The organism is Vespertiliibacter pulmonis (assembly GCF_013377275.1).
Classification (GTDB): domain Bacteria; phylum Pseudomonadota; class Gammaproteobacteria; order Enterobacterales; family Pasteurellaceae; genus Vespertiliibacter; species Vespertiliibacter pulmonis.
In genome coordinates this window covers 464,840-485,894 of the sequence record NZ_CP016615.1, presented here as the reverse complement: position 1 = coordinate 485,894, position 21,055 = coordinate 464,840, and the positions used below count along the sequence as shown (strand labels likewise).

The 21,055-nt window shown below is 36.4% G+C and carries 19 protein-coding genes; 16 read left to right on the top strand and 3 right to left on the bottom strand.

Annotated features, from left to right (window positions below):
* From A6B43_RS02405 to pssA, 3 genes are all read left to right on the top strand, one after another.
* Window positions 1–318: a DMT family transporter gene (locus A6B43_RS02405; protein ID WP_124210992.1), complete on the top strand. Its 318-nt coding sequence runs from the start codon at window positions 1–3 to the stop codon at window positions 316–318.
* 85 nt (window positions 319–403) lie between these two features.
* The gene (ileS, locus tag A6B43_RS02400; protein WP_124210991.1) at window positions 404–3,214 is read left to right on the top strand and encodes an isoleucine--tRNA ligase; all 2,811 of its coding nucleotides are present in this window, start codon (window positions 404–406) and stop codon (window positions 3,212–3,214) included.
* A 224-nt stretch (window positions 3,215–3,438) separates the two neighbouring features.
* A complete protein-coding gene (gene pssA, locus A6B43_RS02395; protein WP_124210990.1) occupies window positions 3,439–4,806 on the top strand; it encodes a CDP-diacylglycerol--serine O-phosphatidyltransferase in 1,368 nt (455 codons plus the stop codon).
* Between the two features lie 98 nt (window positions 4,807–4,904).
* Here the strand turns inward: pssA and A6B43_RS02390 are convergent, their stop codons facing one another.
* On the bottom strand, window positions 4,905–5,444 hold the full coding sequence (locus tag A6B43_RS02390) for a KdsC family phosphatase (RefSeq protein WP_124210989.1): 540 nt from the start codon (window positions 5,442–5,444) through the stop codon (window positions 4,905–4,907).
* Between the two features lie 85 nt (window positions 5,445–5,529).
* Here A6B43_RS02390 and A6B43_RS02385 point away from each other — a divergent pair, with 85 nt between their 5' ends.
* From A6B43_RS02385 to rraB, 6 genes are all read left to right on the top strand, one after another.
* The gene (locus A6B43_RS02385; RefSeq protein ID WP_124210988.1) at window positions 5,530–6,216 is read left to right on the top strand and encodes a YggS family pyridoxal phosphate-dependent enzyme; all 687 of its coding nucleotides are present in this window, start codon (window positions 5,530–5,532) and stop codon (window positions 6,214–6,216) included.
* Between the two features lie 73 nt (window positions 6,217–6,289).
* Window positions 6,290–8,899 (top strand): aminopeptidase N, encoded by a 2,610-nt coding sequence (gene pepN / locus A6B43_RS02380; protein ID WP_124210987.1) that lies wholly within the window; start codon window positions 6,290–6,292, stop codon window positions 8,897–8,899.
* Complete coding sequence (locus tag A6B43_RS02375; protein ID WP_124210986.1) at window positions 8,899–9,318, top strand: DUF805 domain-containing protein; 420 nt, start codon at window positions 8,899–8,901, stop codon at window positions 9,316–9,318. The genes pepN and A6B43_RS02375 overlap by 1 nt, the downstream gene beginning before the upstream one ends.
* Complete coding sequence (yihA, locus tag A6B43_RS02370) at window positions 9,318–9,938, top strand: ribosome biogenesis GTP-binding protein YihA/YsxC (protein ID WP_124210985.1); 621 nt, start codon at window positions 9,318–9,320, stop codon at window positions 9,936–9,938. Before A6B43_RS02375 ends, yihA begins: the two co-directional genes overlap by 1 nt.
* Window positions 9,931–11,139 carry a hypothetical protein gene (locus tag A6B43_RS02365; RefSeq protein WP_124210984.1) on the top strand — a complete coding sequence of 403 codons (1,209 nt, stop codon included), beginning with the start codon at window positions 9,931–9,933 and terminating at the stop codon, window positions 11,137–11,139. Before yihA ends, A6B43_RS02365 begins: the two co-directional genes overlap by 8 nt.
* A gap of 16 nt (window positions 11,140–11,155) precedes the next feature.
* Complete coding sequence (rraB, locus tag A6B43_RS02360) at window positions 11,156–11,572, top strand: ribonuclease E inhibitor RraB (RefSeq protein WP_124210983.1); 417 nt, start codon at window positions 11,156–11,158, stop codon at window positions 11,570–11,572.
* Window positions 11,573–11,634: 62 nt separating this feature from the next.
* Here rraB and tusA read toward each other — a convergent pair whose 3' ends face one another.
* Window positions 11,635–11,874, bottom strand: a complete 240-nt coding sequence (gene tusA / locus A6B43_RS02355; RefSeq protein WP_124210982.1) for a sulfurtransferase TusA — start codon at window positions 11,872–11,874, stop codon at window positions 11,635–11,637.
* Between the two features lie 26 nt (window positions 11,875–11,900).
* On the opposite strand from tusA, the gene pepQ reads away from it, so the two are divergent.
* From pepQ to prfA, 6 genes are all read left to right on the top strand, one after another.
* Window positions 11,901–13,229, top strand: coding sequence for a Xaa-Pro dipeptidase (gene pepQ / locus A6B43_RS02350; RefSeq protein WP_124210981.1), 1,329 nt, complete (start codon window positions 11,901–11,903; stop codon window positions 13,227–13,229).
* A 107-nt stretch (window positions 13,230–13,336) separates the two neighbouring features.
* A complete protein-coding gene (gene argH / locus A6B43_RS02345) occupies window positions 13,337–14,713 on the top strand; it encodes an argininosuccinate lyase (protein WP_124210980.1) in 1,377 nt (458 codons plus the stop codon).
* 121 nt (window positions 14,714–14,834) lie between these two features.
* Window positions 14,835–15,905, top strand: coding sequence for a uroporphyrinogen decarboxylase (hemE, locus tag A6B43_RS02340; protein ID WP_124210979.1), 1,071 nt, complete (start codon window positions 14,835–14,837; stop codon window positions 15,903–15,905).
* Complete coding sequence (locus A6B43_RS02335; protein ID WP_124210978.1) at window positions 15,905–16,495, top strand: YjaG family protein; 591 nt, start codon at window positions 15,905–15,907, stop codon at window positions 16,493–16,495. The genes hemE and A6B43_RS02335 overlap by 1 nt, the downstream gene beginning before the upstream one ends.
* 63 nt (window positions 16,496–16,558) lie before the next feature.
* The gene (locus tag A6B43_RS02330) at window positions 16,559–16,918 is read left to right on the top strand and encodes an HU family DNA-binding protein (RefSeq protein ID WP_257792857.1); all 360 of its coding nucleotides are present in this window, start codon (window positions 16,559–16,561) and stop codon (window positions 16,916–16,918) included.
* Between the two features lie 108 nt (window positions 16,919–17,026).
* Window positions 17,027–18,103: a peptide chain release factor 1 gene (gene prfA, locus A6B43_RS02325; protein ID WP_124210976.1), complete on the top strand. Its 1,077-nt coding sequence runs from the start codon at window positions 17,027–17,029 to the stop codon at window positions 18,101–18,103.
* Window positions 18,104–18,151: 48 nt separating this feature from the next.
* Here prfA and leuA read toward each other — a convergent pair whose 3' ends face one another.
* Entirely contained in the window at window positions 18,152–19,696 is a 1,545-nt protein-coding gene (gene leuA / locus A6B43_RS02320) for a 2-isopropylmalate synthase (RefSeq protein ID WP_124210975.1), read from the bottom strand.
* A 497-nt stretch (window positions 19,697–20,193) separates the two neighbouring features.
* Here leuA and A6B43_RS02315 point away from each other — a divergent pair, with 497 nt between their 5' ends.
* A complete protein-coding gene (locus A6B43_RS02315) occupies window positions 20,194–21,012 on the top strand; it encodes a Cof-type HAD-IIB family hydrolase (RefSeq protein WP_124210974.1) in 819 nt (272 codons plus the stop codon).
* Window positions 21,013–21,055: the final 43 nt, after the last annotated feature.

The window sequence follows — 21,055 nt, the reverse complement described above, 5'->3', positions numbered from 1 at the left end:
ATGGCTTGGATATATTTAATTTTAGCGGGGTTGATGGAAGTTGGTTGGCCCATAGGATTAAAAATGGCACAGCAGCCTGAGAGTAGAATTTTAGGAATTATTATTGCGATCAGTTTTATGGCTGCAAGTGGTGGTTTGTTGTGGATAGCACAAAAAACAATTCCTATCGGTATTTCCTACGCTATTTGGACAAGTATTGGTGCTGTGGGAACATTTCTTATTGGAATTTGGTTTTATGGAGATTCTGCAAGCCTTAGTAAGTATCTCGGTATATTGCTAATTATTTCTGGAATGGTTATATTGAAATTGTCGCATTAACATCTTATAAGCGGTGAGTTGTGAGAGATTTTTGCATTTATGCTAAAAGATAGCAAAAAATTGTAATTTATAATTGGAATAAAAAATGACAGACTACAAAAACACTTTAAATTTACCTGAAACAGGTTTTCCGATGCGTGGTGATCTTGCAAAACGTGAGCCTGCAATGTTACAAAATTGGATGGATAAAAAGCTTTATCAGCAAATTCGTGAGGCAAGAAAAGGGAAAAAATCATTTATTTTGCATGATGGGCCTCCTTATGCGAATGGCAGTATTCATTTAGGTCATGCAGTAAATAAAATCTTAAAAGATATTATTATTAAATCTAAAACGGCTTTTGGCTATGATTCACCTTATATTCCTGGCTGGGATTGTCATGGTTTGCCGATTGAATTAAAAGTTGAAGGGCTTATTGGTAAGCCGAATGAGAAAGTCTCTGCGGCAGAATTCCGTGAAGCTTGCCGTGTTTATGCAAAAGAGCAAATTGAAGGACAAAAAGCAGATTTTATACGTTTAGGTGTACTAGGTGATTGGGAAAAGCCTTATTTGACAATGAATTTTGATACGGAAGCAAATATTATCCGTACATTAGGTAAAGTCATTAAAAATGGTCATCTATATAAAGGTTCAAAACCAGTTCATTGGTGCTTGGATTGCGGTTCATCACTTGCTGAAGCGGAAGTCGAATATGAAGATAAAGTATCGCCTTCTATTTATGTAAAATTTTCGGCGGTTGATCAAGATGCTGTGGCTAATCTATTTGGAAATAAAGGTCACGGTAAAATTTCAGCTGTAATTTGGACAACGACACCTTGGACGTTGCCTTCCAACCGTGCGATTGCGGTTAATCCTGATTTGGAATATCAGTTAGTACAAGTTGGAGATGAGCGTCTTATTTTAGCGGCAGATCTTGTTGAATCTGTAAAAAATGCAATTAAAGTTGAAGAGATTGAAAGATTAGGAACGGTGAAAGGTGAAGTCTTAGAACTTATACGCTTTAACCACCCATTCTATGATTTTAGTGTGCCGATTATTTTTGGTGATCACGTTACTACTGATGGTGGAACAGGTCTAGTGCATACTGCCCCTGATCACGGTCAAGATGACTTTATTGTAGGACGTAAATATGGCTTAGAAATGGCATGTTTAGTAGGTAATGATGGTAAGTTTATTTCGACTACACCATTTTTTGCTGGTAAAGGCGTATTTGAATCAAATGATTTAGTCATCGAAAAGTTAAAAGAAACGGGGACATTGCTTAAATTAACAAAAATTAAACACAGTTATCCTCACTGTTGGCGTCATAAAACACCAATTATTTTCCGTGCAACGCCACAATGGTTTATCGGTATGGAAAAACAGGGGTTACGTCAAAAGGCATTATCTGAAATTAAGCAAGTTCGCTGGATTCCAAGTTGGGGTGAAGCACGTATTGACACGATGGTTGCAAATCGCCCTGATTGGTGTATTTCTCGTCAGCGGACTTGGGGCGTACCGATGACAATGTTTGTGCATAAGGAAACGGAAGAGCTACACCCACGTACATTAGAAATTTTAGATGAGGTAGCAAAACGTGTTGAACAAGCAGGTATTCAAGCTTGGTGGGATCTTGATCCGAAAGAAGTATTAGGCGAAGAAGATGCAAAATTATATCGTAAAGTGCCGGATACATTAGATGTATGGTTTGATTCAGGCTCAACTTACGGTTCTGTTGTTGATGCACGTCCTGAATTTAATGGTCATTCCGCAGATATGTATTTAGAAGGTTCAGATCAACATCGTGGTTGGTTTATGTCTTCATTAATGCTTTCAACGGCAACAAGTGAGAAAGCACCTTATCGTCAAGTTCTCACTCACGGATTTACCGTTGATGAGAATGGTCGGAAAATGTCCAAATCATTAGGCAATGTGATTGCACCAAGTGAAGTATGGAATAAAAATGGGGCAGATATTTTACGCTTGTGGGTTGCTTCAACGGACTATACAGGCGAAATTACGGTTTCTCACAAAATTTTAAACAGTGCAGGCGATACTTATCGTCGAATTCGTAATACCGCACGTTTCTTATTGGCGAACTTAAATGGATTTGATCCACAGCGGGATCTGGTTCAGCCTGAAGAGATGATAAGCCTTGATCGTTGGGCTGTAAGTTGCGCATTAGAAGCACAAAATGAAATTAAAGAAGCCTATGAAAATTATCAGTTCCATACAGTTGTACAGAGATTAATGCGTTTTTGTTCAATTGAAATGGGATCATTTTATCTCGATATTATCAAAGATCGTCAATATACAACCAAAGCAGATAGTCTTGCACGCCGTAGCTGTCAAACTGCACTATGGCATATTAGTGAAGCTTTGGTGCGTTGGATTGCGCCTATTTTATCCTTTACTGCTGATGAAATTTGGGGATATTTACCGAAAGTAGAAGGGCGTTCAGAATTTGTATTTACAGAAGAATTTTACGAAGGCTTATTTAGTTTAGGTGAAAATGAACAGCTTGATGATAGTTACTGGCAAAAACTTTTGCTTGTACGAGCAGAAGTAAACCGAGTGCTTGAGCAGGCCCGAAACGATAAATTGATTGGTGCAGGTTTAGAAGCAAAAGTTATTGTATATGCGGATGATCAATTACGTCCGTTGCTTGAACAGTTAGGAAATGAATTACGTTTTGTCTTGATCACATCACAAGCGGTCGTTAAACCATTAGCTGAAGCAGATATTTCTGAAGGCGAACTTACTGGGCTGGCAGTTAAAGTAGAGCGAGCAGAGGGGGAAAAATGCCCTCGTTGTTGGCATTTCGCAACGGATATTGGTAAAAATGCAGAACATCCACATATTTGTGGACGTTGTATTGAAAATGTATATGGTGAAGGCGAAAAACGCAATTTTGCGTAATTAATTTAGCCTGATTTCTTAGTTACTCTCTTTATTTAGTTTAATATTTTAGATAAAGAGAGTAACTTTTATTTTTAGTATTGAATGGTAAATTGTTACTATCAATAAAATTGCAGTTTATTTTTAATGGCTTTTTAATTTATGTTAAGATTTTCTCATTATAATAAATTCGCAAACATTTGAAAAAACTCACCGCTTGTCATAGCGAACGGGAGTCCTTAATTATGCTTACATTAAATAAATTAACTCGAGCAAAAAAATATTTAGCAAATTTGACTTTTTTGCCTCAAGAGGTCGATAAGGTAGATTTCCTTGCAAATAGTGCAGAATTTAAAGCACGTCTTTTATCGTTAATTGCACAAGCTAAATCTCGTATTTATCTAACGACACTTTATTTTGAAAAAGATGAAGCAGGGCAAGATATTTTGAATGCGTTGTATCAAGCTAAATTAGTAAATCCTGACTTAGAGATTAAAGTACTAGTCGATTGGCACCGAGCACAGCGTGGGCGAATTGGTGAGCAGGCTCAAAATTCAAATGCCGACTGGTACACTCAGGTGCGTAATGAGTATGGGCTACCTCCAGAAAATGATATTGCTTTTTATGGTGTGCCAATTAATGTTCGTGAAGTTTTTGGCGTATTGCATTTAAAGGGATTTGTATTTGATGATACGTTGTTATATAGCGGAGCAAGTATTAATAATGTTTATTTGCAACAATTTGATCGTTACCGTTATGATCGTTATCATCAAATTACAAATCGGGCATTGGCAGATAGTTTTGTAGCATTTATTCAGCAACATATTTTGTCTAACCCTGCTGTGTCTCGTCTGGATATTGAACATCGACAAAAAAGAAATGAAATCCGACCGCTTGTAAAAGCATTCCGTAAGGAACTTAGCCAACAAGTTTATCAATTTGATGGGCAATCAATGTTAGATGATCAGCTAATGGTTGCTCCGATTATGGGATTAGGGCGAAAAAATTGCTTAAATAAAGTGATTGAAGCTTTGTTTTATCAGGTGGAACAGAAATTAACGATTTGCACCCCTTATTTTAATTTTCCTCGTTCGTTACGTCAGCGAATTTCGTGGCTATTAAATGACGGAAAGCAGGTGGAAATTATTGTAGGAGATAAAACAGCCAATGACTTTTATACTCCACCGGATGAAAAATTTACAATGGCTTCGGCATTACCATATTTATATGAAAAAAATTTACGGGCTTTTAGTAAGCGTTTTGATCAATATATTCAAAATGGGCAGCTTACTATTCGTTTATGGAAACATGCTAATAATAGCTATCATTTAAAAGGCGTATGGATTGATCAGCGATATATTCTATTAACAGGTAATAATTTAAATCCACGAGCTTGGGGACTTGATGCGGAAAATGCGATATTAATTTCTGATCCTAATGCGGAATTAGCTCAAAAAGCTGATCAGGAGCTTTGCCAAATAAGAGAGCATACACAAATATTAAATCATTATAGTCATTTAGAAATGCAAAAAGATTATCCATCGCAAGTTCAAAATTTATTAAAGAAATTTGGGCGAGTGAAATTAGATAAAATTGTTAAAATGTTATTGTAGTATATACAAAAATAATAAGAAAAAGACCGCTTACCTTAAGACAAGCGGTCTTTTTAAATTAAACTTTTACAGTTTAGCTAAATAATTTAGCGGTAAAGTTATTGTGCCATTTTATCAACAACTTGCATAAATCCATCGGCTGTTGTGTAAACGCTCTCTTTTCCCTGTGATTTTAAGATCATATCAGATAATTCTCGGAAGGCGGCGTGTCCACCTGAACGAGTAAGAACAAAATCAGCTTTTTGTTTGATGTAATCAAAGGCATCACCGACAGCAACAGCTAGTCCACAGACTTCAAAAGCTGGGAGATCGAGCGTATCATCACCTAAAAAAATAGTTTGTTCAGCAGTAACGCCTGCTTGTGCCATTAGATCTAAGCAGGCTTGGCGTTTAGACATTTTCCCAAGCTGAAATAATGGAATACCTAAATCAGTTATTCTTCTGCGTAAAATAGGAGTATCGCCCCCCGAAAGGACTGCAACTTGAATACCGCAGGCAAGTAACATTTTGATGCCCAGTCCGTCTTTTACATTAAAATATTTTAATGCCTCGCCATTTTCATTGTAGTACAGGCTACCGTCTGTCAGCACGCCATCTATATCCGTAATGACTAATTTTATATTTTCAAGTTGTTGCATTCGATTTTCTCTTTCTATTGCTTTTCCTTGTTTTTCTACAAGGGGAGTTTTATCATTCCTGTATTATAACTTTTTGGAGATGAGAATGTCGATTGCAGATAATCTAGTAATGATTAGACAGAAAATTCAGCAAGCTAGTCAGGCTTATCAAGGTGATTTAGATAGTGTTAAATTATTGGCGGTAACAAAAACGAAGCCGATTGAAATGATTGAACAGGCAATCGGTGCTGGACAACGAATTTTTGGTGAAAATTATGTCCAAGAAGGGGTAGAAAAAATACAGTATTTTGCGCATTATCCAGATTTAGAGTGGCATTTTATTGGTGCATTGCAATCAAATAAAACGAAACTTGTTGCAGAGCATTTTGATTGGGTACAAACAGTTGATAGACTTAAAATTGCACAACGTTTAAATGAACAGCGTCCTGACTATTGTTTACCGCTCAATGTGCTTATTCAAATCAATATTAGTGATGAAAATTCAAAAGCGGGTATTGCTCCGTCAGAAATGTTACCGCTTGCACGCCAAATTAGTTTGCTTCCTAATCTTACTTTACGAGGGCTAATGGCTATTCCTAAACCTGAACAAGATCCCGAGAAACAGCAAGTAGCGCTTTTAGAAATGCAACAGTTATTTTTACAACTAAAAGCCGAATTTAGCGAAGTAGATACTTTATCAATGGGAATGTCTGATGACCTCATTTCAGCAATAAAATGTGGTTCAACAATGGTAAGAATTGGTACAGCGATTTTTGGTTCACGTTCGCCTTAATCAATGACTTTCCCCTTAAATTACAATATACTTACATCACGAATTTATTCTGACAAAGACCTAAGGAAATGCTATGCAGCCTAAAGCAAAATTTAGAAAAGATTATCGTCAGCCAGATTTTACGATTACTGATATTTACCTTGATTTTCAATTAGATCCTGAACGAACTCTTGTTACTTCAACCTTAACAGTACAACGTAAAAATACGCAGACGAATCATTTGCGTTTAGATGGGCATAGTTTTGAATTTTTAGCATTAAAATTAAATGGTGAGCCATTTTCGTCTTATAAAAAAGATGATGAATCTTTAACTTTAGACTTAACAAATTTTCCAAATGAGCAATTTCAACTTGAAATTCAGACCTGTTTGCAACCGTCTAAAAATGTTTCTTTACAAGGGTTATATCAATCTGGAGAAGGATTATGTACCCAGTGCGAGGCAGAAGGTTTTCGTCAGATAACTTATATGTTAGATCGCCCTGATGTCTTAGCAAAATATCGAACTAAACTCACCGCTTGTAAGAGTAAATATCCTTATTTGCTTTCTAATGGTAATCGAATTGCTCAAGGTGAGCTTGAAGATGGTCGCCACTGGGTGGAATGGCAAGATCCTTTCCCAAAACCAAGCTATCTTTTTGCCGTAGTCGCTGGGAATTTTGATTTACTAAAAGATCAATTTACCACAATGAGCGGGCGAGAAGTTGCACTCGAAATTTATGTTGATAAAGGAAATCTTGACCGTGCAACTTGGGCAATGGAAAGTTTAAAGCGGTCAATGAAATGGGACGAGCAACGTTTTGGCTTAGAATATGATCTTGATATTTATATGATTGTTGCCGTTGATTTCTTTAATATGGGAGCAATGGAAAATAAAGGCTTAAATATTTTCAATTCAAAATTTGTGCTAGCAAATCCACAAACAGCGACTGATGATGATTATATGAATGTAGAAAGCGTAATTGCTCATGAATATTTTCATAATTGGACGGGTAATCGCATCACTTGCCGTGATTGGTTTCAACTCTCATTAAAAGAGGGACTAACAGTTTTCCGTGATCAAGAGTTTACATCAGATTTATGGTCCCGTTCGGTTAAGCGGATAGAAGATGTTCGACTTTTACGTACGGTACAATTTGCGGAAGATGCAAGTCCTATGGCTCACCCAATTCGCCCTGAAAAAGTAATTGAAATGAATAATTTCTATACGGTTACAGTCTATGAAAAAGGGGCAGAAGTGATCCGAATGATCCATACTTTATTGGGAGAGGAACTCTTCCAAAAAGGAATGAAACTTTATGTTGCAGAAAATGATGGTAAAGCTGCAACTTGTGAAGATTTTATTTCGGCAATGGAACGTGCATCAGGAATTGATTTACAGCAATTCCGCCGTTGGTATAGCCAATCGGGTACACCAGAATTAACGGTGTCTGATGATTATGATGAAAAACGTCAAATTTATCGTTTGCATATTTCACAAATGACACAACCTACGGCAGATCAAGTTGAAAAAGTGAGTCTTCATATTCCTGTAAAAGTTGCGCTCTATGCTGAAAATGGGCAAAAATTAAATCTTCAATATGAATTATTTACGATTAGTGATGTGTTAGATGTTATCCATGAACATCAAACCTTTGAATTCCATAATATTTCGCAACGCCCAGTACCGGCCTTATTATGTGATTTTTCTGCTCCTGTGCGTGTAGATTATAACTACACTACGGATCAGCTTTTAACCTTAGTCAAATTTGCAGAAAATGACTTCATTCGTTGGGACGCTGCTCAAACGTTATATATTAATGAATTGCGTGAAAATTTAGGGCGTTATCAACAAGGTGAAACACTGAAATTTTCATCGGCATTGTTAGAGGCACTAACGTTTGTCCTGGAAAATGCAAATGTTGACCCAGAACTGACCGCTTTAACCTTAACACTGCCAACAGAAACACAATTTGCGGAATGGTTTAAAACGATTGACCCAACAGGTATTTCGGTTGTGCGAGATTTTATGCAAGTATCCATTTCTGAAGCTCTGAAAGACCGGTTACTTGTAACTTACAACCAGAATAAATTAGCGAATTATTGTGTGGTTGCTGAGGATATGGCAAAACGGGCATTACGCAATGTTTGCTTATCATACTTAGCATTCTCAGATATTGGTAATACATTAGTTTATAAACATTACTATCAAGCTGATAATATGACTGATACTCTAGCAGCACTTTCGGCGGCAACTAAAGCACAATTACCGTGTCGGGATCAATTGTTGGCGGATTTTGAGGAAAAATGGCATCACGATGGATTAGTAATGGATAAATGGTTTGCTTTACAAGCCACACGCCCTGATGAAAACGTACTTGAGATTGTTCAACATTTGTTAAATCATCGCAGTTTTAATATGAATAATCCAAACCGTGTGCGTTCGTTAATTGGTTCTTTTGCAATGGCTAATCCAAAAGCATTCCATACTCTTGATGGCGCTGGTTATCGCTTTTTAGTTGATATGTTGATCAAATTAAATAGCACTAATCCACAGGTGGCAGCAAGGTTGATTGAACCATTAATTAAATTTTCTCGTTACGATGCACAACGTCAAACATTAATGCGCCGTGGGTTGGAGCGTTTAAAGGGACTTGATAATTTATCTCGTGATTTATATGAAAAAATAGAAAAAGCGTTGCAATAATGATTTGGTATAACGCACTTTTCTCATTTCAAGGTCGCTTAAACCGTAAGGGCTTTTGGCTCGGATTGCTGCTTAATTTTGCTTTTTTATTTTTGTTTGCAAATTTTGTATTAAATCCGACCGCTTACAGTTGGATTAGCCTTTTACCATTACTGCTTTGCTTATATAGCTTATCAGCTGTTATTGTAAAGCGATTGCACGATCGTAATCGCTCGGGGAAAGCCTTATTGATGATCGTTGTACCGCTCATTTGCTATGGGGGTTCTCTTGGCACAACAGGTACAATGGCATTACTATTGGGCATCATTATGCCTTGCTTTATCGGTACAATGTTACTGCTAGAGTGGGGTGTGTTCGCAGGAAATCCTGAACCTAATGCCTATGGAAACAAAGGCCTATCAATTAAATTCAAATTATAATGACAGAACATAAACTTAACTATCATAAAACACATTTCTTAATGTCAGCACCTGATATTCGCCATCTACCTGAAGAAAGTGGCGTAGAAATTGCCTTTGCTGGGCGTTCTAATGCAGGAAAATCAACGGCTTTAAATGCCTTAACCAATCAAAAAGGGTTAGCAAGAACCTCAAAAACACCTGGCAGGACTCAACTTATCAATTTATTTGAAGTTGAACCAAATTGTAAATTAGTTGATTTACCAGGTTACGGCTATGCCGCTGTGCCTGAACAGATGAAAATCCAGTGGCAAAAATCATTAGGGGAATATTTACAAAAAAGAGAATGTTTACGAGGGGTTGTTATTTTAATGGATATCCGCCACCCTTTAAAAGATCTCGATCAACAAATGATTGAATGGGCTGTGTCATCACAATTACCTATTTTATTGTTATTAACAAAAGCGGATAAATTAAGCCAAGCCCAACGAAATAAGCAAGTTAAAATGGTAAGAGAAGCAATTTTACCTTTTCAAGGTGATATTCAAGTAGAAGCTTATTCAGCTTTAAATAAAATTGGGATTGATAAATTAGCACAGAAATTAGATTTATGGTTTGGCGAAGTATATCAAAATGGCTAATATAGTAACAAAAAATGTTGAAGTGTATTTAGATTATGCAACGATTCCTAGTCTGAATTATTTCTTACATTTTGTAAAAAATAAAGACGATATGGAAACAATTCGTCTATTTGGATTATCTCGATTTACTATTCCAGACTCAATTGTTAATGCTTATCCTGAAGGAATAATTCAATATTATCCTGTAAAAACAGGTGATCAAGATAAGTTCAATCAAGCCTTTGCTTGTTTGATTTCGGAAAGTTCTACGAAATTGAAGTTTAATATTCATTTAAACTTATTTCATAGTTTGATGATGTTTGTCCCTTTATTACAGATTTGTAATCAATATAGTGATAAAGTTGAAGAGATTAAATTAAATTTTTATGATGATGGTGCAGAAGGGATTAGTTATTTATATAGCTTATCAAAAATGGATATAGATTTAATAAAAGAGGTTGATTTTCACTATTCAATATTATCTAAGCTAAATGAAACACGAGAAATTAAATTTAATTTTCTTAATATTTTACGATATCTTTGGAATGCAAATTTCTCAAGCCATTATTATTTGATGCAATCAAATTATTTAGATATAGCTCAGTTAAGTCCATTGAAAGAAAAACTGAATGGCTCCTATTCAGAAATGGATTTAACACGTTATTCATCTTTGTCGGTAGAACAGTGGCAAATGATTTTAGCGATACTAAATTTACCGTTAGATTTAGTTAATAGCTATATAAAATTGAGTTCAGAATACAAAGTTTTTGTTTTTACAGGGACAACTATTTTTGATGGTAATGAAACAGTTTTAGAGAAATTACATATTAAACTATTATTACAATATTTAGATCCTAAAAGTAAGTATTATATCGGTGATAATTATCTTATATTTTATAAAGGACACCCTAATTCTCCAGAAATAAATAAAAAGGTAGATGATATATTCAAATCAGTTATTAGATTGCCAGATAATATTCCATTAGAAATTCTTTTTTTATTGGGTTTTAAAGCAAAGAAACTTGGTGGATTTGCAAGTAGCCTCTATCTCTCTTTAGATTTAAAGAAAAGAGAGGCTGAAATTGAAAGTTTAGCTTTTTTAACTTCAAATGAAGATAAAACTAAGCATAGTTTATTTGAAACACAATATAATTTAGCACAATTAATGATAGATTTAGGCTATGTAACGTCTAATCAAATTATTTATTATACTGATATTTAATAAAGGAATGATAAAAATGAATTTAGCAGAATTACGAAAAGAAACCGATCAAATTATTGATGAATTATTACAAAATGGATCTGATCCAGAAGCTCTTTATATTATTGAGCATCATATTGCACATACTGATTTTGATAAATTAGAAAAGTTAGTTGTTGATGCGTATAAATTAGGCTATGAAATTTCTGAAGCAGAAGAAATTGAGGAAGAAAATGGTAAAATTATTTTTGTATGCGACATTGTCAGTGAAATTGAACTCAATGGTGATTTAATTACTGCTCAACAAAAAGAATTATTGCCGTTAATTGAAAAATCAGGAGCAGAATACGAAGGCTGGGGAACCTATTTCGAAGATCCAAATAGTGATGAAGATGAATATGGTGAAGATGGCGAGTTTTTTGATGATGAAGATTTCGAGGAAACTCGTCACTAATAAATAATAAGCGGTCAGATAGTTGGTAATTTTACAACGGATCTGACCGCTTATTTTTTTACTTATAACCCTTTCTTTATCCAATACTGGTAAGGGATAATAGTAGTTTGGCTTTTAATAAGTTGATGATCCATAAATTGGCAAAAACTTGGAATATCTCGAGTTGTTGCAGGATCATCAGCAATAATAAGTAATACTTCCCCTTCTTGCATTTGACGAATGGTTTTGCGGGTTAGCATCACTGGTTCAGGACAACGTAGTCCTAGGGTATCTAATGTTTGGTTTATAGTTAATTTAGTCATTAAAATCACTTAAATTAGGGAATGATATGCAATCACTTTTTACTCAACATTTAGCACAAGTGCAAAAAACAGTGCAACAGGCATTGGAGCTTTCTCGTTTAGACGGACTATGGATATATGCAGGAGAAACTAAGCCATATTTTTTAGATGATCAACACTCACCATTTAAAATTAACCCCTTATTTAATTATGTTTTTCCCGATCCAACCGCTCAACGAAGCTGGCTTTACCTTGATGGTAAAAATCGTCCGAAGGTCTATTTCTATGCACCTACTGATTATTGGCATATTACGCCTAATCCGCCGATTGATGCGTTTTTTGCTGAAGCGTTTGAGTGGCAAATTTTGACGGATTGTGAGCAAATTACCCAATATATTCAGCCAGCACACTGTGCTTTTCTTGGAGATAATGAGCTGTTAGCAAATAGCTTAGGCTTTGAGCTAATTAATCCGAAAAAGGTGTTAAATGTACTTCATTTTGCCCGTTCTTGTAAAACAGAATTTGAAATAGCCTGTATTTATCAGGCAAATTTGATTGCAATTAAAGGACATTTAGCGGGTAAGCTGGCTTTTTTTGAGGGGAAAAGTGAATTTGAGATTAATCTTGCTTATCTTAATGCAACATTACAGTCAGATAATAACGTACCTTATAGCAATATTGTGGCAATAAATCAACATAGTGCAGTGTTGCATTATACAGATCTAGTGACTCAACAGCCAAAACAGCCACAGAGTTTTTTACTTGATGCTGGTGCGAGTTATTTAGGTTATGCGTCTGATATTACTCGTAGTTATGCTTTTGATGAGCGGTGTGAGTTTGCTGAATTGATTACCAGAATGGATTGCTATAAATTAGAGATTATTGATAATCTACAAGTCGGATTTAATTACTTGAGCTATCATACCCAAATGCACCGCTGGGTTTCACAATTACTTTCAGAGTTTGATTTAGTGAAATTACCTAGCGAACAAATCTTTGAGGAAGGTATTAGTCGTTGCTTCTTTCCTCACGGTCTAGGGCATAATTTAGGTTTACAGGTTCACGATGTGGCAGGATTTCAGCAGAATATTAGGGGAACACATAAAGCCCCACCAGAGGTTTACCCGAGTTTACGTTGTACTCGAGATTTAGTAGAGGGAATGGTTTTAACGATTGAGCCGGGTTTCTATTTTATTGAAATGTTGCTAAATTCTTGGCGGAACTCACCGCTTGCACGTTTTTTTAATTGGAAAAAAATTGAAGAATTCAAGCAATTTGGCGGAATTCGTACAGAAGATAATGTTGTCATTCGAGCCCAAGGGGCAGAAAATTTAACAGCGAAAGCAGAAAGTTTTTTGGCTACGGTTCAATCATAATTTAGAGAAGGTACTAGAAGTATTAAGGCATAGCTAAAGCGTATTTGTTTATAACAAGCGGGCAGTTTTAGCCTATTTTTACATTTTTACAAAAGAAGGGAAAGTTTATGGCACTTTGGGGCGGGCGATTTACACAGGCTGCGGATCAACAATTCAAATACTTTAACGACTCTTTACGATTTGATTATCGTCTTGCTCTACAAGACATTGAGGGTTCTATCGGTTGGGCAAAAGCCATTCATTCTGTCGGAGTGATTGATACCGAAGAACTTCAGCAATTAACGAAAGCACTGACTGAATTAAGAGCAGAGATAGCGCCGAATTTAGCGATTATTTTGCAAGATAATGCGGAAGATATTCATAGTTGGGTTGAGCTAAATTTAATTAAAAAAGTGGGAGATCTTGGTAAAAAATTGCATACAGGCAGAAGCCGTAATGATCAAGTTGCCGTGGATATAAAACTTTGGTGTAAAGCCCAAGTATTAATGCTTCAACAGGCAATACAAGAATTACAGTTAAAATTAGTTGCCACGGCAGAAGTAAATCAGCAAGCAATAATGCCTGGTTATACCCATTTACAACGTGCTCAACCGATTACTTTTGCACATTGGTGTATGGCATATTATGAAATGTTAGCGCGAGATTATAGCCGTTTAACAGACGCTTATCATCGTATGAATACTTGTCCTCTAGGATCGGGTGCATTAGCTGGTACTGCCTATGCAATCGATCGAGATAAGTTAGCTCAAGATCTTGGCTTTGCGGTGGCAACACGTAATAGTTTAGATAGCGTGTCAGATCGGGATCATATATTAGAACTGCTAGCTATAGCATCGATCAGTATGGTACATCTTTCTCGTTTTGCGGAAGATCTGATTATTTTTAACAGTGGTGAATCTCATTTTATAGAGTTATCTGACAGAGTTACATCAGGTTCTTCGTTAATGCCACAGAAAAAAAATCCTGATGCTTGCGAATTAGTTCGAGGAAAATCCGGACGTGTTTTTGGTGCGTTAATGGGGCTATTGACAACGTTGAAGGGGCTTCCTTTAGCATATAATAAAGATATGCAGGAAGATAAAGAGGGAATTTTTGATGCTGTTGAAACGTGGCAGGCTTGCCTTGCTATTTCAACGTTAGTGCTTGAAGATATTCAGGTCGATACTCTACGAACCAAAGAAGCTGCTCAACAAGGCTATGCGAATGCAACCGAATTAGCAGACTATTTAGTCGCAAAAGGCGTTCCATTCCGTGAGGCTCATCATATTGTTGGCGAAACTGTTGTCTATGCGATGAGCCAGTGTAAAGCATTAGAAGCATTAAGTTTAACTGAGTTTAATCAATTTCATCAGGCTATTGCAGACGATGTTTATGCAATTCTTTCGCTGGATTCGTGTTTATCTAAGCGTTGTGCGAAAGGCGGAGTAAATTTAGAACGAGTTAATGAAGCAATTTTACAAGCAAAACACGATTTACAAAAATAGTGGAAATCTGACCGCTTGGGTTTACTCTTATATAATGGGGTACTGATAGCCGTTTAAATTATGTTATTATCTGCCAAAGTATGGCTATGCTAATGGCAGTTTTAGAGATGGAAAAAGAATTATGACAATGTTAAAAAATGATCGCTATTTAAGAGCATTATTACGTGAACCTGTGGATATGACGCCAGTATGGATGATGCGTCAAGCAGGGCGTTACTTACCTGAATATAAAGCAACGAGGGCGGAAGCAGGTGATTTTATGTCGTTATGCCGCAATGCTGAACTTGCTTGTGAAGTAACTTTGCAACCTTTACGTCGTTACGATTTAGATGCCGCTATTCTTTTTTCAGATATTTTAACTATTCCTGATGCGATGGGGCTGGGGCTGAGTTTTGGCGCTGGAGAAGGACCAAAATTTGCTCGTCCAATTGAACGTAAAGCAGATGTTGATAATTTGCCTATTCCTGATCCTGAACAAGAATTACAGTATGTAATGAATGCAGTGCGAACCATTCGCCGTGAATTGAAAGGTGAAGTACCATTAATTGGTTTTTCTGGTAGTCCGTGGACGTTAGCAACTTATATGGTTGAAGGGGGGGCATCAAAGGCATTTACGAAAATCAAAAAAATGTTATATACCGACCCAGCGTTATTACACGCACTATTAGAAAAATTAGCCGATAGCGTTATTCTCTATTTAAATGCACAAATTAGAGCAGGGGCACAATCGGTGATGATTTTTGATACATGGGGCGGTGTACTGGCTCATCGAGATTATCGAACCTTTTCATTGCAGTATATGCACAAAATTGTTGATGGGTTAATTCGTGAAAATGAAGGACGAAAAGTGCCAGTAACTCTTTTTACTAAAGGGGGAGGATTATGGTTAGAAGCGATTGCTGATACGGGGTGTGATGCAGTGGGGCTAGATTGGACGGTTGATATTAGCGAAGCAAGAGCAAGAATTGGCAACAAAGTAGCGTTGCAAGGCAATATGGATCCTAGTGTGTTATATGCGTCAGCTGAACGCATTGAGCAAGAAGTCGCAACTATTTTAGCAGATTTTGGCAAAGGAACAGGACAGGTCTTTAATTTAGGGCACGGTATTCATCAAGATGTACCGCAAGAGAGTCCTAAAATTTTTGTTGATGCAGTACATCACTTATCTAAGCCTTATCATCAGGAGAAATAATGCGAAATCCGATTCATAAACGTATGGAGCGTTTTGAAAGTTGGCAGCACCTTGTTTTTATGGCTTGCTTATGTGAACGTATGCTACCGAATTTTCAGCTATTTTGTGAGGTAAGCAAGCGGTCAGATGATGCAAAAATTTACCAAAATATTCTCAATTTAGCTTGGGAGTTTTTAACGGTAAAAGGAGCAAAAATTAATTTTGAAAATCAGCTTGAAAAGTTAGAAGCTATTATCCCCGATGTAAATCAATATGATTTTTATGGCGTTTTTCCAGCACAAGATGCTTGCCAAGCTCTTTCGGAGTTGCTCCATGCAATTATTGCTGGGGAAACACTAGAGCAAGCGATAAAAATAAGTCAGCTTTCCCTTGCAACAGTAGCTACTTATATTGAAACTGAGCAAGATCGTGAATTGAATGAACAAGAGCTTAAAAATTGTGCAGAAATTCAAGAAGAGCTTGATGTACAGTGGCAAATTTATCGTTTATTGAATGAATGTGAAGAACGAGATATTGAGCTTATTTTAGCTTTAAAAAATGAGTTAAAGGAGAGTGGCGTAAGTAATATCGGATTGAATTTTAATCAGTGAATGTGAAATAGCTAACAATTTTTGCATTATTTGCTTTGAGAATAAGCGTGTTTGAATTAAGCTATGAAAACATTTAAAGCAGAATTTGAGTTCACACTTGAATTTAGGCACTATTGCCTTGATCACTATAATCTTTTAGAGGATAAAACAATGAATAAAACTGAGTTAATTGATGCAATCGCAGCGGGTGCAGAGTTAAGCAAAAAAGATGCTAAAGCTGCTTTAGAAGCGACATTAAATGCAATTTCTGATAGCCTTAAAAAAGGCGATTCTGTACAACTTATTGGGTTTGGTACTTTTAAAGTAAATCACCGTAAAGCTCGTACTGGCCGTAATCCAAAAACTAATGAAGCGATTGAAATCCCAGCAGCTAACGTGCCAGCATTTGTTGCAGGTAAAGCTCTAAAAGATTTAGTAAAATAATCATTGTTAAAATGACAAAAAAGCCTAGAGAATCTCTAGGCTTTTTGCGTTTATGTGGCTTGTCCGTTACAATACAACTATTATTTATTAACTGTTATTTGAAAATCAATGAAACCATCTATTATTGCCAAATTAGAAAGTCTGAGTGAACGCCAAGAAGAGTTACAAGCTCTGCTAGGTGATGCTTCTGTTATTAGTGATCAAGATAAATTTAGAGCCTATTCAAAAGAATATTCACAATTAGAAGAGGTTGTTAGCGCCTTTAATCGTTGGAATAAACTTCAACGTGATATTGACGATGCACAGCTTCTGTTAGACGATCCTGATATGAAAGAGATTGCAGCAGAAGAAATTGAGCAAAATAAAGCAGAAATGATTGAGGTTGAGCAACAGCTACAAATATTATTACTGCCGAAAGATCCGAATGATGAATACAATGCTTACCTTGAAATTAGAGCGGGAACAGGTGGAGATGAAGCGGGTATTTTCGCAGGCGATCTCTACCGTATGTATAGCCGTTATTGTGAAGGTAAGCGTTGGCGGATTGAAGAGCTAAGTGCGAATGAAAGTGAGCAAGGTGGATATAAAGAGATTATCGTTAAAATCAGCGGTGAAGGCGTTTATGGACAACTTAAGTTTGAGTCTGGAGGGCATCGAGTGCAACGTGTTCCAAAAACAGAATCACAAGGACGTATTCATACATCGGCTTGTACGGTTGCGGTAATGCCAGAATTACCAGAATCAGAAATGCCAGAAATTAATCCATCAGATCTTCGAATTGATACTTATCGTTCATCTGGCGCAGGTGGACAGCACGTTAATACGACAGACTCTGCGGTGCGTATTACCCATTTACCAACAGGTATTGTGGTTGAATGCCAAGACGAACGTTCACAGCATAAAAATAAAGCGAAAGCACTATCAGTATTAGCCTCTCGTATTGTGCAAGCAGAGCAAGAAAAGCAAGCACAGGCACAGGCAGATACTCGCCGTAATTTATTAGGATCGGGCGACCGTTCGGATAAAATTCGTACTTATAATTATCCTCAAGGAAGGGTAACTGATCACCGTATCAATTTGACGGTTTATCGTTTAGACGAAGTAATGAATGGTAAAATTGATGAGCTAATTCAGCCGATTATCAATGAATATCAAGCCGATCAGCTAGCGGCTCTTGCTGATTAGATTACATAAACAAGCGGTTATTTTATTTAAAAAATAACCGCTTGTTTTTTATTTATTCTTTTTCAAGTTAGCAACTTTTTGTGAACGATAAATGGCATTGATTGCGTGAATTAAGGCCCGAGCAGAAGATTCAACGATATCTGTTGCAAGTCCTACACCGTGGAAACGGCGGTTTTTATGTTCAATAACAATATCTACTTGCCCTAATGCTTCAGCACCTTCTCCTTTAGCAGTAAGATTGTAGTTGAGCATTTTAATTTCCATTCCTGTAATGTTTAAGATTGCATTAAAAGTCGCATCAACAGGTCCATTTCCGCCTTGTGAAACTTGGCTAACACGTTCGCCATCAAGCTCAACTTGTACAAAAGCGGAAGCAGGCAAACCACTAATTAATTGAGTGGTAATTACATCGAGTTTTAAGCGATCTTCACCACCTTGTTGCATATCAATGAAAGCAAGGGCTTCCAAATCATAGTCAAAAACTTGTCCTTTTTTATCAGCGAGTTGCAAAAATGCTTGGTAGAGTTTGTCTAAATCATAGTCTTTTTCTTGATAGCCCATCTCTTCCATATGGTTTTTCACTGCGGCACGACCAGAGCGAGCGGTCAAATTCAATTTTTCTTTTTTCAAGCCAATCGTCTCAGGAGACATAATTTCATAGGTATTTTTATTTTTTACCATACCGTCTTGGTGAATACCTGAAGAGTGAGCAAACGCATTTGAACCAACGATTGCTTTATTAGGTTGGATAGGCATATTACAAAGTTGGCTGACCATTTGACTCACACGATGGATTTCTTGTGTATGAATACGGGTATCTGCACCATTAAATATATCTTGTCGTGTTTTAATTGCCATTACTACTTCTTCCAGTGCCGTATTACCTGCTCGTTCACCAATACCATTGATGGTACATTCGATTTGTCTTGCCCCATTTTGTACAGCAGTTAATGAATTAGCCGTTGCCATTCCTAAATCATTGTGGCAATGTACTGAAATAATTGCTTTATCAATGTTTGATACACGATTTCTAACATTGGCAATAATGTCGCCGAATTGATTTGGTAAACAGTAGCCAACGGTGTCTGGAATATTTACTGTTGTTGCTCCCGCATTGATCGCAGCTTCAACAATACGGCAGATATTATCAATTCCTGTTCTTCCCGCATCTTCACAAGAAAATTCAACATCATCGGTGTAGTTTCTTGCTCGCATTACCGCTTTGATTGCCATTTCTACTACATCATCAAAGGTACGGCGAAGTTTACTCTCAACGTGGAGAGCGGATGTCGCAATAAAAGTATGGATACGAAAAGTTTCAGCGACTTTTAGGGCTTCGGCTGCAACATCAATGTCTTTATCAACCGCACGGGAAAGAGCACATACTCGACTATTTTTGATATGGCGGGCAATAGTTTGTACGGATTCAAAATCGCCTGCAGAAGATACGGGGAAACCCACTTCCATTACATCAACACCTAAGCGTTCTAATGCCAATGCTATCTGTAATTTCTCTTTTACGGTAAGGCTTGCTTTTAAAGATTGCTCACCATCACGCAAGGTAGTATCAAAAATAATAATATTGTTGTTCATTGGCATCTCCTAGGATTTGCATAATTTAAGAATAAAAAAACCCGCAATATAATATGCGGGTAAGTGTGGATAGTGACTTTTTCTTTCGCTTAGCTCATACCGCACATATCAATGTGTATAGGTTCAGGGATAAGAGAAAAGAAATAAGTTTTACCATTTTTGTGTTTTATGTTTGCATTATTATTCGGGAGTGAAGACATATTAGCGGTAATCTAAATGAAGTCAATAGTATTTTTAACTGTGTGCAAACGATTTCCTAGTGTTATTTAAATAATAATTTAGCATTTTATATCGTATTTCATAATAAAACTAGATTATAAGGCTTATTTAACTATTATTTAACAAATAAAACATATGAATTACGTATAAAATCATTTTTATATAAACTTAAACTGAATTACTATTTTTTGAACAATTCTTTCAAAGAAAAGGATTTTCTTTGAACTCATCACATAAATTTGTTAGCCTTTCTCAATAATTATCTATAAGGATTTCCTATGAAAAAACCATTTCAAGCTGTTATTTCTGATTTAGACGGGACGTTATTAAACGGTGAACACAGACTAGCCCAATTTACGATTGAAACGCTAGAAAAATTAGCTCAGCAGGGCATTGATATTTTTATTGCCACAGGACGTAGTTTACCTGATGTGTCAAAACTGATGGGGAAGTTAGAGATTAAATCGGCAACCTTGGTAACCAGTAATGGTGCAAGGGCGAATAATTTAGATGGGAATTTGTTGGCTAGCCATTACTTGCCTGAAGACATTGCGAATGATTTAATGCAGAATGTACCTTTTGACCCTTTCAGTGTTTGCTTGAATACTTATCAAGGTGATGAATGGTTTATCAATGTTGATGTAGAACAGCTACGGAAATTTCATCAAGAATCAGGATTTATGTACCAAGTAGTTGATTTTAAATGTCATCACCCTCGCCAAACCGAAAAAATATTTTTTATTGGCAAAACATTAGCGTCATTAAGCTCAGTTGAGCAGTTTATTCGTAATAAATATAACGATGAGGTACAAATTACCTATTCAACCCCACAATGTCTTGAAATTATGGCAAAAAATGTATCAAAAGCAGCAACACTAGCTCAATTAGTTCAACAACGAGGATATAGCTTAGAACAGTGTATAGCTTTTGGTGATGGAATGAATGATTTGGAAATGCTTTCACAAACTGGAAAAGGCTGCGTAATGGAAAATGCCGATCCTCGTTTGAAGCTAGCATTACCAAATAATGAGGTGATTGGGAATAATCATGAGCAAGCGGTTGCACGTTACTTACGGGCAACATTTGCTATTCTTTAATTAAAAGACAAGCGGTGTGTTATGGCATAAATTTTGCAAAATT

Excerpts from the sequence above, each read along its gene's own strand:
- A6B43_RS02405 (WP_124210992.1), top strand. The coding sequence starts at position 1 with ATGGCTTGGATATATTTAATTTTAGCGGGGTTGATGGAAGTTGGTTGG.
- ileS (WP_124210991.1), top strand. The coding sequence starts at position 404 with ATGACAGACTACAAAAACACTTTAAATTTACCTGAAACAGGTTTTCCG.
- pssA (WP_124210990.1), top strand. The coding sequence starts at position 3,439 with ATGCTTACATTAAATAAATTAACTCGAGCAAAAAAATATTTAGCAAAT.
- A6B43_RS02390 (WP_124210989.1), bottom strand. The coding sequence starts at position 5,444 with ATGCAACAACTTGAAAATATAAAATTAGTCATTACGGATATAGATGGC.
- A6B43_RS02385 (WP_124210988.1), top strand. The coding sequence starts at position 5,530 with ATGTCGATTGCAGATAATCTAGTAATGATTAGACAGAAAATTCAGCAA.
- pepN (WP_124210987.1), top strand. The coding sequence starts at position 6,290 with ATGCAGCCTAAAGCAAAATTTAGAAAAGATTATCGTCAGCCAGATTTT.
- A6B43_RS02375 (WP_124210986.1), top strand. The coding sequence starts at position 8,899 with ATGATTTGGTATAACGCACTTTTCTCATTTCAAGGTCGCTTAAACCGT.
- yihA (WP_124210985.1), top strand. The coding sequence starts at position 9,318 with ATGACAGAACATAAACTTAACTATCATAAAACACATTTCTTAATGTCA.
- A6B43_RS02365 (WP_124210984.1), top strand. The coding sequence starts at position 9,931 with ATGGCTAATATAGTAACAAAAAATGTTGAAGTGTATTTAGATTATGCA.
- rraB (WP_124210983.1), top strand. The coding sequence starts at position 11,156 with ATGAATTTAGCAGAATTACGAAAAGAAACCGATCAAATTATTGATGAA.
- tusA (WP_124210982.1), bottom strand. The coding sequence starts at position 11,874 with ATGACTAAATTAACTATAAACCAAACATTAGATACCCTAGGACTACGT.
- pepQ (WP_124210981.1), top strand. The coding sequence starts at position 11,901 with ATGCAATCACTTTTTACTCAACATTTAGCACAAGTGCAAAAAACAGTG.
- argH (WP_124210980.1), top strand. The coding sequence starts at position 13,337 with ATGGCACTTTGGGGCGGGCGATTTACACAGGCTGCGGATCAACAATTC.
- hemE (WP_124210979.1), top strand. The coding sequence starts at position 14,835 with ATGACAATGTTAAAAAATGATCGCTATTTAAGAGCATTATTACGTGAA.
- A6B43_RS02335 (WP_124210978.1), top strand. The coding sequence starts at position 15,905 with ATGCGAAATCCGATTCATAAACGTATGGAGCGTTTTGAAAGTTGGCAG.
- A6B43_RS02330 (WP_257792857.1), top strand. The coding sequence starts at position 16,559 with ATGAAAACATTTAAAGCAGAATTTGAGTTCACACTTGAATTTAGGCAC.
- prfA (WP_124210976.1), top strand. The coding sequence starts at position 17,027 with ATGAAACCATCTATTATTGCCAAATTAGAAAGTCTGAGTGAACGCCAA.
- leuA (WP_124210975.1), bottom strand. The coding sequence starts at position 19,696 with ATGAACAACAATATTATTATTTTTGATACTACCTTGCGTGATGGTGAG.
- A6B43_RS02315 (WP_124210974.1), top strand. The coding sequence starts at position 20,194 with ATGAAAAAACCATTTCAAGCTGTTATTTCTGATTTAGACGGGACGTTA.